Origin of the sequence: Acidisoma sp. L85, assembly GCF_009765865.1 — a bacterium.
Classification (GTDB): domain Bacteria; phylum Pseudomonadota; class Alphaproteobacteria; order Acetobacterales; family Acetobacteraceae; genus Acidisoma.
Genome location: NZ_LMUQ01000084.1, coordinates 94,804 through 109,462, shown reverse-complemented (window position 1 = coordinate 109,462; position 14,659 = coordinate 94,804). Strand labels below are relative to the sequence as shown.

The following is a 14,659-nucleotide window of genomic DNA, read 5'->3' as shown; positions in this document are numbered from 1 at the left end:
AGCGGCGAAGATGTAGAGATCGGACCGACCACCTTGAAGAGAGGTGCAAGACGCCTGCCAAATCACAGCCATCTAGCGAGGGCGAGCTAATGCAGAAGATTGTGTTAATAGGCCATAGCCACGTTCATGCTATTGAGCGTGCGATAGCAAAAGAGTTTGGGACAGTGATCCAAGTCGAGACTGTTCTATTAAACGAGCTCGAAGAGGTAGTAAGAAACAAGTCAGCTCCGTCGGTCTCCTCTTTAATTCCGCAAGCACTGACTAAAGCGGTGGGCAAGCTGGTGGGAGTGACCGATTTACCAGTATCGGACCTGTCGCGGGTTGCAAAAAGCAACCATATCTTGACGGTTATGTCGGTTGGAGGAAATGCGCATAATACGATTGGCTTGCTGAGAGTCGGGCCTCTATACGACTTTAATTTTCCAAATGAGGAACGAGAGCTCGTTCCAGGTGCGGAGCGCCAGGAATTCGAGGCGGTTCGAGACATGTTCAAAGTTAGATGCAGAAGTTACTTCCCACAGATTAAAACCATTGCAGATCTGATGGAAACAAATCTAATTCAGCTAGAGGCGCCGCCCCCAAAAAAGGACGACCTCTATATTATCAAACATCTCGACCCCTATTTTCAGCGGATAGTAGGAGCTCGGACCCCCAGCCTCACGCCATCTCAAATCCGGCTCAAGTTATGGCGTCTGCTTGGAGTCGTGTTTAGCGATGTTTGCAATTCGTTCGGTGTTCCATACTTGGAAAGTCCAAAGCTGACGAGAGATCCAGATGGTTTTCTTCTTCCAGAAGGTTATGGAGACGCCACACATGCCAATGAATGGTACGCTCGTCATGTTATAGAGGACCTCCTTGCGCACAAGGTGGTCGTGCAGAAAGCTTCGAATTCCCCAACCACGCGATTGAGACCGCCAAAGGCGTCAACTCCATATTCTACAAAAAACGCGGGAGCTTTCTGGAAAGCTTCGGTAGCGGAGACAGATCCAACGGAAGTGGATCCCGTGGATCCTATAGCTTTTAGGATAGAAAAGGACACCAAGATCGTAACTGCGGGAAGCTGCTTTGCTCAACACATTGCCAAGCGGCTACAGGCGAAAGGTTTCAGCTATTATATTACCGAGACCGCCCATCCTATCATTGATAGCGAGACGGCAGAACGGTTCAACTTCGGAACGTTCTCTGCGCGTTATGGGAATATATATACCTCACGACAACTTGATCAGCTTTTTGATAGGGCTTATGGAGTGTTCAAACCGGTTGATGAGGCGTGGAGCTTCGACGGTGGTTTTGTAGATCCTTTTCGTCCTCGGATTCAACCCAATGCGTTCACTTCAAAGAAGGAATTGTTGAGTAGCCGGGAGACCCATCTTGCTGCCGTACGGCGCGCATTTGAGGGTTTGGACCTCTTCGTTTTTACTATGGGCCTAACTGAGTGCTGGTCATCCAAAGTTGACGGCGCGGTATTCCCACTATGCCCTGGTGTGGCAGGCGGGGTGTTTGACGATGAGCTCTACGGCTTTCATAACCTGACAGTAGACGAAGTGATTAAGGATATGAAGTCATTTATTAGCAAACTTCGTACAGTAAATCCGAATGCCGCGGTTTTGCTAACCGTCTCACCAGTTCCGCTTATTGCGACGGCAACCGACAAACACATCCTTAATGCCACGTCTCATTCCAAAGCGGTTCTTCGCGTTTCGGCTGAGGTACTGCAGAATTTAGATAACGTGTTCTACTTCCCATCATATGAGATAGTAACAGGAGGCTTTTCGAGGGGCCGATACTTCGGCCCCGATTTACGTGAAATCTCGGAGGCGGGGGTCGACCATGTGATGAAGTTGTTCTTCCGCCACCTCGCTGACGTAGATATCGTAGAATCTCTAGAGATCGATAATTCTCCTAAGGATGAAGATGCCCTTAGGTTGAACGAGAAGATCGTCAATATAATCTGCGACGAGGAAGCCCTGCTAACTGAATAGGACGCTACGGACCTACTGTTATGAGGGGTGGTCTGAATTACCTCAACTGTAGAGGCCGTTATGCACTTGCGTGAGGATGGCGGTGTGCTTGAGCGTGTGTCTGACGAACGCGATGACGTGGAACCCGACAAGCGGGGTCGCGTAGCTCTCGTAGTCTTTGACGATCTTACAACAACACATGTCCTCAGTTGGCGTTCCGTCGGCTATGCCGATGGAACCTTAAGCCAGCTCTGATCAGGCGAAGGACGTCCCCCTATCATGTGCAAAACCGGTAGTGTTGCCGATCCTGTTGACGGCCATATTAACCTTCGGTCAACGCTTGTGCTGCGCGCCGTCCCGCCTGGCCCGAGTACTGGCCTCCGACGTCGAGCGCAGTGTGCGACTATCTATGATCGCGGCCGACGGCTCTTCCTTACATCCCATCGCCAGGCGCAATACCGAGCGCAAACCTTGAGTCAGGGATTCGAAGATCCTGCTGTGAACCATCGAAGTGCTTGTCGATGGACCGAGTGCAAGATCGAAAATCGCTCAACATGATCCGCCATTCCGCCATACGACGCCTAACGGATCATATATCGCAGAGCGTTAAACCGCTTTGCAGCGAATGTTCTGGAGGTGCATTCTCCATCATCAGGGGTCAGATGGCCAGCAACCGCTCCTCGTCGCTGACATCAGGCGAGTATGGCTTACGGGCAGTGGCAGCACATATCCTTCGTCATTGGACCAGTGTTGCTCAAAAGTACATAACAATCTCTAGCTGACGTTCACTGAGGCTCTCGATGGCTTCAAAGGAGAAGTTCTATGGCGGCACACGTGTTAGATTATCTTCTCCAACGTTCGGGAAAGTGGTCACCGCTTTCCAATCTTCGGTATCCGCCGTTCGGTGTGGTCCTCGGCTTGGTGGTAGCGCTTGTGTCGCTTCCTGTGTTTAAGGTCGAAGCAAAAGATGCGTCGCAAGTGCACTGGCCAGAGGCTTCTAAAAGAGCAAGTGTTTCAGGGAAGTTCGACGGTTCACCCATTGTGGTCAGCGTGTCGAGCCGCACGGCGGGGGCCATTGATAGCCTTGTCTGGAAAAATAAGGAATTCGTTGATCGGAGTGATCACGGCCGCGAATTTCAATCAGCTACTTTTTACTATGGAAAGGGGGGATGCTTCAATCCCACGGAAGCCGGTTCAAACAGAGATGGTCAGGGACCAGCTAGCACAAGCAACCTCTTATCCCTTGTTTATTCTGGCTCGACACTTACGACAAAAAGCTTAATGGCGTTCTGGGTGGGCCCTGGCGAGGCACCCGATAAATGTCATGGCTCGGTATCGGCCGTCAAGTCCGCGGTTTCGAATGATATGCTCACGAAAACAATTACAATTGGAGTCTTTGGGATTCCAAACGCTATCGAGTATAAAGTGAATTTCCTTGTTCCTGAGGCGCGGACTTTGGGTGGGTTTGAGGCGCTTACTGGTTACATGCCACCGGAGTTCTCCAAGTTCTGGACCTATGACCCCGTTCATAACGAGCTGTCTAAGCTCTCAGACGGACCTGGTAAACAATCTCTTCCCATTATTTTCTCGACCGAGGATCAACGTTATGCGATCGGAGTGTATAGCCCTGGCGGCGAGCCCCATCGCTCGACGCCCCCTATCTATAGCAGGTTTAGATTCACTGAAGCAGCTCGGATCACAAAGACAGTAAAATGGAATTGTTATTTCGAGGAACACGAGGTTTCCCTAGGTGACCATGCTTTTAGCTGTTATATGGTGTTGGGTGACATGGCGGAGGTGCAAGCGGGAATGCGAGCTGTATGCAAGGCCGCTCAACCCGCTCGATGTTAGTAGAAGCTTGGAATGGCAAGCTTGCCCAGCTATCGGGATCGGTCGCTTCGTGACGTTCTAGTATTGGAAGAAGTGATGCTACCTTATAATGAACTCGTAAAGTTAACTCAAGTAGATCCCAATCTAGCTTTATGGGATGACCGTGCGGAAGAGGTTGCGGGGTTTTTTAAAATCTCTAAAGATGATGCAATAGAAGAGTATCGTTTATTAAATGTTGATCTTGGGAAGAAGCCGCCGGGTTCATTATTCATCGAACAGAGCCACAGCTCAGTCATCAAGTCGTATCTCGACCCTATATTTTTGCGAACGAGCATAACCCGGCTCATGTTAAAATATGACCGATTTAATCAGGCTTATCGGGTTTTGACAGCAATCTCTCGGGATAGGCAAAGCTCCGACTACAGCGGTCTCAGAGTGATCGACTATGGTTGTGGAGCGGCAGATTACTCTCTAATGTTCGCAGCTCTTGGGGCCAGGCCCGTTCTAGTTGATATTGGCGGAGGACCAATTGAGTTCGCGTCATATCGAATGCAACGCCGCAACATTAGTTATAAGGCCATTGCTGTGACTAGCGACAGAGAATACCCGGCGCTGCCGAAGGTCGACATAATCAATGCGACCGAGGTACTTGAGCATGTTCTAGATCCGCCCTTCATGCTACAGAGATTCGCCCAAGCGTTGAACCCGAATGGCTATTTTACATTCAGCGATTACCCTCTAAAGGCGAAGAGTGTCGGAGGCGCTCACCTGAAAGCCGCGGCAGAGCTTAGGGAAGCTACACTCGATCGGTTGAATAGGCTCTTCATACCTGTTTGGGCTGACCCAAGTGTAGGATACGTGTATAGGCCTGCTCTCACTCATGCCGTTGAAGGAGCGTGATGTTTGGTCGAACGTCAGCCAGTGCAGGACGTTCGACCACATTACGACAGTGGTAGTGGAATGGGCTGGTGCGGCGCATTCCAAGCGGCGACGAGTTTGGCGAATTGGGAGAGTTGAGGCATGTTCTTCTGGACGTGCACTTTCCAAATCGGTAGATAACTTCGGTCAGACCAACTCAGCGAACCCAGGGACGTGGATTCTTCCAACCGGCCAACTGGTCTAATGATAGCACGGAGTCTCTCAAAGAGTACAAGGGCTTTTGCTAAGCACAGCGCGAGTAATTATTCATCGCTTTCGCAACGCGAAATGGATATTGATTTTCTCAGCATCCTCATGAACGATGTCGAAAGCGAGTTTCGTCTGAAGAGCACGGAGGAATTCCGAAACGCTTTCGGGCGTAAAAGTATAAACGTGGATGCTCACTGCTGTTCTCCAATGGCGTTCAACAACTTCTCTTTCAAACCGCGCGGTTCCTGGAGCCAGTGTATGGTTGGCATAAAAATCGATATATTGCTCAAGCGGGGCAGTATTATCCCGACTGATAAAGGCGTTCATGAGAACATCTGAGGAAGTAATTGCTCGTGGAGCATCAAACGTCTTATCTCTGTTAGGCAAAATGGCATAGATAATGCCGCCCGGCTTTGTGATGCGGAGCCATTCTTCAAGAGCCATACCTGGGTTGGGGAAGTGCTCTAGCACGTGGGAGCTAAGAACAAAATCGAATGCTTCAGCAGCAATGAACGAATAAGGGATGGATTTGGCAACCAGTTGAGGAGCTTGGATATGCGCCTCGCGGGGATCTCCACTATACGAGCGCTTTAGCCTCGACATGTCCTCTCGGTCTAAGTAGATGACTGTGGCTTCTAGATCAAAGGGCTGATGGAGAGCTCCGATCTCCAATCCTAGACCGTGGCATAGCTCGTAGGCTTTTCGACCCATTGGAGACGATCGTGAAATTTTTCCAACCATTGTGCTTCCATTCAAATAAAAGAGCCGCGCGTTTGCTACCTAGTTCACGACGCTAACCTACCATTGCGCATCGTGCTACCCCTCACCCGACACACTGGGCGGCTCGACGACTCTTTTATTGCCGGCTGTTTAGTTTGCACCTGCACGGCACTAAGCCAGGTCCCTCCCTTCTCGAGGCCCTGGTCCTGCAACCCTCACTCGCCGTCCTTGGCTGAGCGGCGTCCTTTCAGAAGAGCTAGTAGTCTTTTGACGGGAGTGGCCACCGGTGGCGCCGAGGCCGATTCGATCGGCGCTCTGTCGAGCAAATGCAGCAGCGCTAAGCGCTGCTGCATGAGCGGATTGTATGGGTCTTTTGAAAGTACAGATTGAGCGTGGAATTTCGCAAGATCGTTGATTGCAAGATTAAAACAAATCTCGTGGAATCGGAGTGCTATCCTAGCCTCTCTAAAATAGGTAGAGCCTGCCCGCCTCATAACACCTCGCGCGACAGCTACCTCTCCATTGCGCATCAGAAACTCGGCGAGAATGATATAGTCATCGGGGGAGCCAAGCACTGGACGCAGCAGTGGCACGGCGCGTGCGGCAGCAGAACGGGCCATCTTGTTCTGTTTGAGCTTCTCCAACGCCACTGCCGCCCGAATGAGATCGCTCGGCCGGGAAAGCTGAGGCAAAATCTCCGCGATTTCATTCCGAGCTGCGGCCGGTTGACCGTGATCGAGGTACACCTGGGCGAGAACTAATCGAGCACTTGGCTTGGCCTCCTCAGGTATAGCCTCCACAGCCCTGAGCGCGACCCTCCTCGCCGATGCTTCGTCCTTCATTCGACTGTAGTATCTCGCCACCTCAAGCAATTGTACAGCGGTGGTTCCGGGTAGGCTTTCTGCGTCTTTTAAGAGGCGTGACGCCTCGGCCGCTACCTTTTGAGAAGAAGCGCTAAGTGATCTCTCGACATACAGATGAACCAAGGCTCTTCTCGCCATGAAGTCAGATGGATCTTCTTCTAGTATTTTTTGGGCCACTATCTCAATTCGGGACGCGGCCGATACTTGCTTGTAGAGCGCCAGAAGTTTTTTCAGGTTTGATAGAGTCGGCTCGATCTCAGCCGCCATCTGATCAATATCGGCCAAGGCCGTAGCTTCATTGGTAGATTGCTGCCCCTTCTCTACGGCACTCATTGGCTCCCAAGCCTCTCCATTACATATGTCGCTCCATCGCAGGTTACAGGTTGCAACGAATTGCGCCAATGCCCTCTAATCTCGTCATGCCCACCGCGGATGCGGGTTCGTTACCCGTGGCCAGGACAGAGCTGGTTGACCTTGAAATCCCATAAGGCCGATCCTGAATTCATCAAGCGATCGAGCTGACACCCTATAGCCCCTGCTGTCTATGCCCATGCTTACGCTCACGCTATACCAAAGATAGTGCAGATATCACAAAGAGCCCGCTTAGTTATAGTATACATCGGCGACGTGCGGACTTTGGGGCTCGACCAGAGATTCGGGTCTGTCGGTTCGACAAGCTGATCAGATTTAAGCGGATTATGAAGTCATTATCTGTGGTCGAAGAGGAGGGATCCGTGCCTAATCTACCTAAGCCGCCGAACACTTTTGACGAGAACTTTTACCTACTAACCAATGCCGATGTGCAGGCCAAGGCAACTCAAGTTCCAGGCTTTACGGGTTGGGAACACTTTTTAACGCATGGGTATAAGGAGCTTCGCCTGGGAGTGACGACGGAGGCTTATAGAGATACCGAAAGGATTTTGGGGTATAAACCTACGCTTTACAATCCACCTCCTCATATGAGGAAGCGGGTTCACGGGGCCGAGGACTTGGTAGGCTTCGAGGCGGTCGGACGAGTGCTGGCTGCCAACGTCTTCGGAGAATTGATCCGCGCATCAAACCTTCCTCAGAATAGTAACATATTCGACTTTGGTGCCGGGTGTGGAAGGGTGATCAAGCCTTTCTATGAACTGTGCAGAGATGCTCACATCGGATCGGAAGGGTTTCGTTGGTTTGGTTCCGACATCGATGCGGAAACTATTAGTTGGTCCCAACGTTTTTTGCGACCAATCGGGTCATTTGTAATGAATGATCCGGAACCGCCTCTGCCTTTTGAAAATCAGTCTTTGTGATTTCGTGTACTCGATTTCGGTTTTCACACACCTCCCGGAAGATATGCAGCTGCGTTGGCTAGAAGAGCTAAGTAGAGTCACTAAACCGGACGGAGTCTTGGCTTTGAGCGTTCACGGAGCAGGTTTGTTCAACGGAAACCCACAACAGAAGAAAGATTTCAACAAGGCGGGGTTTTACTACTTAAAGGGGTCTGGAACGACTGGGCTTCCTGAGTTCTACCAGACAGCGTATCATGCAGAAGAATATATATACAGTCGCTGGAGCAAGTTCTTCACCATTGTAAAAATCCGCCCCCGAGGAATTGCAAACCGTCAAGACTTGGTTCTGTGCCAACCAAGGTTTAATGGGCGCTCCCGTCCAAAGTGAGTTCTTTCTTGGTGGTAGTAGTGCTAGCGCGCTAGCGTAGGTTCCCCAAAATGGTCGGGGAGGCGGGTGAGGGGCGAGGATGGTAAGGCTTTAGACGATCCTTGAGCGCTGCCGGTTACGCGTCTGCTGAATGCATCGTGAAGAGGTTCTCCAGATGGGCGGGGAGTCACCGGTGTACCGCCGTCGGTTGATGAGACATCTATGGGGAGCCTACGCAGAGATTGCGACGGCTGAAAGCTGCCGATGTCTGACCTGTGCAAGGTGTTTGGTATCCAAGCCGCTGGATGAGCCAAGTGGTGTTATAGATTCACGGAAGGCGAGAGTAGCGCAAGTCGAAGCTTCTCGACGGTGTGGAAAGTTTGGAGCCACAGCAGGTTTTCCTTAAGCGTCCGGATGAATCGCTCGGCGCAACCGTTGCCTTCGGGCGCGCGGACGTATGCTGGCGAGCTCTGGATGCCCAGGAACCGCATTTCAGTCTGGAAGGTATCGGACATGTATTGCGAACCGTGATCGTGGCGAACGGCAAGACGTGGCCGACCTCCTTGCCGTTGGCACCGAAGTGCCGACGCACACCCTGACGCAGCGGTTCGAGCGCTTCGAACCGAGTTCCACGCCGGGCGGCATGGAGGCCGATGCACTCGGCATTGTGGTGGTTGACGGCAATGAAGACCGCAACCTGTCCCTCGGCCGTCCAGGTCGTGGTCATGGCCGTGCCCCACATCGTGGCATCGTGTCGATAGCTTCGGGAATGATGGTGCCGTCATGGTTTCGCGGTCCACGCGGCTAGCCGACCCGGCCGGGCGCTAGTAAGTTGTTTTCGCCATAAGCCGCAACACCCGCCGCCGCGACGTGCGAACACCGGCGATCCGCATTCGGGCCCCAACCTTCCGGTGACCCTCGCCGTGGAAGGGGCTTTCGGAGAGGACGTCTCGGATCCGTTCGAGCAGGGCTCCATCCGGCATGGGGCCTGCGGGACCTGGTCTCTGCCGCTGCTGTCTCGGATGGCGGTATCGATAAATGCTCGCTTTGGCACTACGCCAGATCCGGCAAACGCGTGCGAGGCCGTAAGTTTACCGTTGCTGGGCGACAGTGTGCGGCTCATCGCCTCGACCTCCGGCGGCCCAAAGGGCCGCTGCTGCCCTCCAGCAAGGCAATCTTCTGCTCTAGCCGGCGGCAAACTTTTCCTCGCCATCGGGATTGGTCGATCACCACTTGGCCGGCCGTAAAGTCGTCAGCAACACCTTTGGCCCCTGGCAAGCAGATCTCGGTCACCTCCATGATTTTGCGTTGGCCCGGTTCGAGGTGGAAGCAGCCAGAGGCGCCGTAACCAAGGGTTGTATGCTTGCGCGTCTTGCTCCATGTTTGCTCGTCCATACTATCCCCTGCGGGAGAGCGTTGACTCAGGTCAGCCGCCGAAGGCGCAACCGGTCCCCGGAAACGCTCAGGTATCCAGGACCGCAAAGGGAAACGGATCTCTGGAAAGTCGGCGGGTTCAAGTCCGCCGCACCGACGGGGTAAGGATCCACACACCTATTCGAGGGTGCAGATCCGAACTCTCAGGTTCTGCGACAGAGGGGGGCCATCCCGTCGGTTTCTTACCGGCGGGAACCGTTGTGCGGAGATTGTATGCCTCACGATTCCGTCGAGAATGCATTGAAGACGACTCCGCTCGATGCACTGCATCGTCGCCTCGGCGCGCGCATGGTGCCTTTCGCCGGTTATGCCATGCCTGTGCAGTATCCTTCTGGTGTGCTTGCCGAACATCTGCATTGTCGCAGCTATGCCGCCCTGTTCGACGTCTCCCATATGGGTCAGGCCACACTATATGGTCCTGCCGCGGAGGCGTTAGAACGGCTGGTCCCGAGCAATATGCAGGAATTGAAGACATTTAGGCAGCGTTACACACTGCTGCTTGCCGAATCTGGCGGCATCCTGGACGATCTGATGGTTGCCAATTACGGCGACCGCCTGCGTATGGTCGTAAATGCGAGCCGCAAGGCAGATGACTACGCATATCTCAGAGCTCACTTGCCAGACAATATTCGGCTAGAGCCGCATGAGGACCGTGCCCTGCTGGCATTGCAGGGACCTTTGGCGGCTGCCGTCGTCGGCCGCCTGTCAGCTGAGGCAGCCGCTTTACCGTTCATGGCCGTAGCCGAAGTTAGTCTCGCCGGCACAGTATGTTGGATCTCCCGATCCGGATATACCGGTGAGGATGGCTTTGAAATTTCAGTCCCCGCTTTTAAGGCCGAGACTTTGGCCGAGCACTTCTTGGCAGAGACTGAGGTGGCGCCGGCCGGTCTCGGCGCTCGCGATTCCTTACGGCTAGAGGCGGGGCTATGCCTTTACGGCAGCGACATTGATGAAGGCGTCAATCCCATTGAAGCCGATCTGGCTTGGATAATAGGCAAGCGACGCAAAGCGGCATGGGATTTTGCCGGAGCTGCGACGATTCGCGCTCAACTCGATGATGGTCCGGCCCGACTACGCGTCGGACTACGCCTTGATGGCCGGGCTCTGGCCCGGCCCGGAGCGGAAATTCTCGCGTTGGATAGCAGTGTTGTCGGAGAAATTACCTCCGGTGGCTTTGCACCGAGTCTGGGGGTGCCAATCGCCATGGGCTATGTGCGCCCCGATCTTGCTACTGACGGCACTCCGCTTTTGCTGAGCGTGCGCGGCCGCCAGCTACCGGCGAGGATTGTTCCCATGCCTTTTGTTCCTCACCGCTATTTCCGATAAGGAATCATTAATGTCTGATGTGCGTTTCACAAAAGATCACGAATGGGTGCGCTTAGACGGCACCGTTGCAACGGTAGGTATCACGGACTACGCTCAGCAAGCTCTGGGAGACATCGTATTCGTCGAGCTGCCAGAAATCAGCCGCAAGGTCCAGGAGAGCGAGGCTTGCGCGGTGGTTGAAAGCGTCAAAGCCGCATCGGATGTGTTCGCGCCGCTCTCTGGTGAGGTGGTCGAATGCAACGCGGCGATTGTCGAAGATCCAGCGTTGGTCAATCGCGATCCGGCCGGAGAGGGTTGGCTATTCCGCCTAGAATTGGCTGATGCCACGGCGTTCAACTCACTGTTGGATAGAGCCGCATATGACACTCTTCTCGGGACGATTTAATGGCTGAGTTCGAGGTTATGTCGCATGCGATAGCAGAACTTTCAGTATTGGAGGCAGCCGATGGTTTTGTCAGCCGCCATATCGCACCCTCGGACAAGGAGATCGCCGATATGCTGCGCGTGGTCGGTGCGAACAGCCTGGAAGCACTGGTGGGCGAGACAGTACCAGCCTCGATCCGGGTGAAAACCAACCTGGCCTTGCCGCGGGCACTGGACGAGGTCGCGGTGATCGCGGAACTGCGTGCCATGGCCGCACGCAATGGCGGCGCGAAATCACTGATCGGGCAGGGCTATCATGGCACTCACACGCCGCCGGTGATTCTGCGCAACGTGCTGGAGAGCCCGGGCTGGTATACCGCCTACACGCCCTACCAGCCGGAGATAGCGCAGGGTAGATTGGAGGCGCTATTAAATTTCCAGACCATGATCTGCGAACTGACGAGCATGCAGATCGCCAATGCTTCGCTTTTGGATGAGGCAACGGCCGCCGCCGAGGCAATGACAATGGCGCATGCCGCCAGCAAGGCCCAATCAGACACCATCCTGATCGTCGCCGATCTGCATCCTCAGATCCAAGCGGTTTTGACAACACGGGCCGCTCCGCTGGGAATTTCACTGAAAATCTTTGCCGCCGGTGACGTAGAAGCGATCCGCGCAGCAAAGCCGGCGGCGATCATTTTGCAATACCCTGGCACCTCCGGCGAGCTGCGGGACTTGCGAACGGAGATCTCGGCGGCGCATGATGTGGGCGCGCTCGCAATTGTTGCCGCCGACCTGCTTGGTCTAGCTATGCTGACGCCACCTGGTGAGATGGGGGCGGATATTGTGGTTGGATCTGCCCAGCGCTTTGGAGTTCCGATGGGATTCGGTGGTCCGCATGCTGGATTCTTTGCGACGCGCGAAGCATTCAAACGGCAGATGCCAGGTCGCCTCGTTGGTGTCAGCCAGGATGCTGACGGCGCACCTGCACTGCGGCTGGCGTTGCAGACGCGCGAGCAGCACATCCGCCGCGAGAGGGCGACAAGCAATATCTGCACAGCGCAGGTTCTGCTGGCAGTGATAGCGGGCTTCTATGCCGTATGGCACGGGCCGGCAGGAATACGTCGGATCGCATCCCGGGTGAACCTGCAGGCGAGGCTGCTGGCCGATGCCGCAAGACAAGGTGGATATGTGCTTCGCCACGACTACTATTTCGACACGATCACCATCGAGGCTGGCCCGCGTGCCGACGCGCTAATGCACAGCGCTTTGGCGGCTGGCTTCAACCTGCGTCGTGTGGATGCGACTGGTGTCGCGATAGCCTTGGATGAGACTGTAACGCGTAATGACCTTATCGCCCTTGGGGAGGTGCTCGGCGGCTCGCTCGCAACGACGTCGATCTCAATTCCACCTACGTTGATGCGAGCTGGAGAGATCCTTCCGCAAGCTGTGTTCTCCAACTACCATGGCGAGCACGAGATGGTGCGCTACCTGAAGCGTCTGGAGGATCGCGACATCGCGCTAACTCGATGCATGATTCCGCTAGGCTCTTGCACTATGAAGCTGAACGCGACGGCAGAGATGATCCCGCTGACATTGCCAGGCTTCGCAGATATTCATCCCTTCGCGCCGGCCGACCAAACGCAAGGCTACACGGAGCTGATCACGCGACTTTCGGAATGGCTGCGCATCATCACCGGCTTCGCAGGCGTGTCACTGCAGCCCAACGCCGGCTCGCAAGGCGAGTATGCCGGGCTCCTGGCAATTCGAGCTTTTCATCAGGCCCGTGGAGAAGAGAAGCGAGATATTTGCCTGATCCCGTCATCCGCCCACGGTACAAATCCGGCCAGTGCAGCGATGGCCGGCTATCGCATCATTGTTGTGGGATGCGACAAGGATGGCAACATCGAGTTGGCCGATCTGCGCACCAAAATTGAATTACATGCTCCGAAACTGGCGGTGCTGATGGTGACCTACCCGAGCACGCATGGAGTATTCGAGGAAGACATCTGCGCCATTTGTGATCTTGTCCACCTGCATGGTGGTCAGGTCTATATGGATGGTGCCAACATGAACGCACAGGTCGGGCTGACTAGCCCAGCGGCGATCGGTGCCGATGTCTGTCACCTGAACCTGCACAAGACTTTCTGCATTCCGCATGGCGGCGGCGGGCCTGGCGTCGGGCCGATAGGTGTGGCAGCTCATCTAGTCCCCCATTTGCCGAATCATCCCATGCGCACCGATGCAGGTCCGGCGACTAGTTATGGCCCAGTGGCTGCGGCGCCGTTCGGCAGCGCTTCCATCCTGCCTATCAGTTACGCCTATATTCGCCTGATGGGGGGCGCCGGTCTGACACAGGCGACCAGAGTGGCGATTCTGAACGCTAACTACATCTCAAGCAGGCTGCGCCCCTATTATCCGGTGATGTATTCTGGTCGCTTAGGTCGAGTAGCGCATGAGTGCATTGTCGACTGCCGCAGTTTCCAAGCTGAGGCCGGAGTGACGGTGGAAGACATCGCCAAGCGGCTGCAGGATTATGGCTACCACGCGCCGACCATGTCCTGGCCGGTTGCGGGGACACTGATGATTGAACCGACCGAGAGCGAATCGAAGGTTGAACTAGACCGCTTCTGCGAGGCAATGATCGCGATTCGCCAGGAGATCGCTGACATTGCTGCAGGCCAAATGGATCGCGTAGATAATCCCTTAAAGGGCGCTCCGCATACAGCGCGATCTGTAATGACAGATAACTGGTCGCGTGATTATTCGCGCGCTCAAGCGGCCTTTCCGTTGCCGTGGATTGAGGGGCGGAAATACTGGCCTCCAGTAGCACGGGTCGACAACGTGTATGGCGATCGCAACCTGGTTTGTACCTGCACACCGCTCGAGGTTTACGCGCGAGCCGCCGAGTAGGCCTGGATCATAATGATCTAGGCCTAGCCGCTTTACGGTTCCCCTAAGCCTGCCGCTCCGCTATTCCGCCGCTCAACGATCCGCACGAAAGACAGAGACAGACCCATGCCCGACACCGCAGCCCGCACGACGGCCGAAGACTTCAAAGTCCGCGACATCAGCCTCGCCGGCTGGGGCCGCAAGGAGATCCTCATGGCCGAGGACGAGATGCCCGGCCTGATGGCGCTCCGCGCGGAATACGGCGCCGAGAAGCCCCTCGCCGGCGCCCGCATCGCCGGCTGCCTGCACATGACCATCCAGACCGCCGTGCTGATCGAAACGCTGACCGCGCTCGGCGCCACCGTGCGCTGGTCCTCCTGCAATATCTTCTCGACCCAGGATCACGCCGCCGCCGGCGTCGCCGCGGCCGGCATCCCCGTCTTCGCCTGGAAGGGCATGAACGAGGAGGAGTTCTGGTGGTGTATCGAGCAGACGGTGCGCGGT

At 54.9% G+C, this 14,659-nt stretch carries 11 protein-coding genes, 1 pseudogene and 1 riboswitch; of the genes and pseudogenes, 9 read left to right on the top strand and 3 right to left on the bottom strand.

Annotation, left to right across the window (positions count from 1 at the left end; genetic code table 11):
• Positions 1 to 89: 89 nt before the first annotated feature.
• The 3 genes from GSQ83_RS28350 (at position 90) to GSQ83_RS28340 (ending at position 4,691) form a co-directional block, all read left to right on the top strand.
• On the top strand, positions 90 to 1,982 hold the full coding sequence (locus tag GSQ83_RS28350) for a GSCFA domain-containing protein (protein ID WP_158806327.1): 1,893 nt from the start codon (positions 90 to 92) through the stop codon (positions 1,980 to 1,982).
• Between the two features lie 801 nt (positions 1,983 to 2,783).
• Positions 2,784 to 3,812: a hypothetical protein gene (locus GSQ83_RS28345; RefSeq protein WP_158806325.1), complete on the top strand. Its 1,029-nt coding sequence runs from the start codon at positions 2,784 to 2,786 to the stop codon at positions 3,810 to 3,812.
• Positions 3,813 to 3,887: 75 nt separating this feature from the next.
• Positions 3,888 to 4,691 carry a bifunctional 2-polyprenyl-6-hydroxyphenol methylase/3-demethylubiquinol 3-O-methyltransferase UbiG gene (locus GSQ83_RS28340; RefSeq protein ID WP_216850616.1) on the top strand — a complete coding sequence of 268 codons (804 nt, stop codon included), beginning with the start codon at positions 3,888 to 3,890 and terminating at the stop codon, positions 4,689 to 4,691.
• A gap of 285 nt (positions 4,692 to 4,976) precedes the next feature.
• Here GSQ83_RS28340 and GSQ83_RS28335 read toward each other — a convergent pair whose 3' ends face one another.
• Together GSQ83_RS28335 and GSQ83_RS28330 are read right to left on the bottom strand one after the other, a co-directional pair.
• Positions 4,977 to 5,660 carry a class I SAM-dependent methyltransferase gene (locus GSQ83_RS28335; protein ID WP_158806322.1) on the bottom strand — a complete coding sequence of 228 codons (684 nt, stop codon included), beginning with the start codon at positions 5,658 to 5,660 and terminating at the stop codon, positions 4,977 to 4,979.
• Positions 5,661 to 5,854: 194 nt separating this feature from the next.
• The gene (locus GSQ83_RS28330) at positions 5,855 to 6,835 is read right to left on the bottom strand and encodes a lipopolysaccharide assembly protein LapB (protein WP_158806320.1); all 981 of its coding nucleotides are present in this window, start codon (positions 6,833 to 6,835) and stop codon (positions 5,855 to 5,857) included.
• 401 nt (positions 6,836 to 7,236) lie between these two features.
• Here GSQ83_RS28330 and GSQ83_RS28325 point away from each other — a divergent pair, with 401 nt between their 5' ends.
• Complete coding sequence (locus GSQ83_RS28325; protein WP_158806319.1) at positions 7,237 to 7,794, top strand: hypothetical protein; 558 nt, start codon at positions 7,237 to 7,239, stop codon at positions 7,792 to 7,794.
• Positions 7,751 to 8,161 carry a class I SAM-dependent methyltransferase gene (locus GSQ83_RS31565; protein ID WP_371418093.1) on the top strand — a complete coding sequence of 137 codons (411 nt, stop codon included), beginning with the start codon at positions 7,751 to 7,753 and terminating at the stop codon, positions 8,159 to 8,161. Before GSQ83_RS28325 ends, GSQ83_RS31565 begins: the two co-directional genes overlap by 44 nt.
• A 210-nt stretch (positions 8,162 to 8,371) precedes the next feature.
• Here the strand turns inward: GSQ83_RS31565 and GSQ83_RS30790 are convergent.
• Positions 8,372 to 9,290, bottom strand: a pseudogene (locus GSQ83_RS30790) (transposase); the annotation flags it as partial.
• 246 nt (positions 9,291 to 9,536) lie between these two features.
• A riboswitch (glycine riboswitch) is annotated at positions 9,537 to 9,629 on the top strand.
• Positions 9,630 to 9,787: 158 nt separating this feature from the next.
• Here GSQ83_RS30790 and gcvT point away from each other — a divergent pair.
• The 4 genes from gcvT to GSQ83_RS30785 all read left to right on the top strand — a co-directional run.
• Complete coding sequence (gene gcvT / locus GSQ83_RS28310; RefSeq protein ID WP_158806313.1) at positions 9,788 to 10,900, top strand: glycine cleavage system aminomethyltransferase GcvT; 1,113 nt, start codon at positions 9,788 to 9,790, stop codon at positions 10,898 to 10,900.
• Between the two features lie 10 nt (positions 10,901 to 10,910).
• Positions 10,911 to 11,285 (top strand): glycine cleavage system protein GcvH, encoded by a 375-nt coding sequence (gene gcvH / locus GSQ83_RS28305; RefSeq protein WP_158806312.1) that lies wholly within the window; start codon positions 10,911 to 10,913, stop codon positions 11,283 to 11,285.
• A 17-nt stretch (positions 11,286 to 11,302) separates the two neighbouring features.
• Positions 11,303 to 14,176, top strand: coding sequence for an aminomethyl-transferring glycine dehydrogenase (gene gcvP / locus GSQ83_RS28300; RefSeq protein WP_158806642.1), 2,874 nt, complete (start codon positions 11,303 to 11,305; stop codon positions 14,174 to 14,176).
• Positions 14,177 to 14,281: 105 nt separating this feature from the next.
• Positions 14,282 to 14,659 (top strand): adenosylhomocysteinase (locus GSQ83_RS30785; RefSeq protein WP_254065962.1); only part of this gene is annotated, 378 nt, incomplete at its 3' end.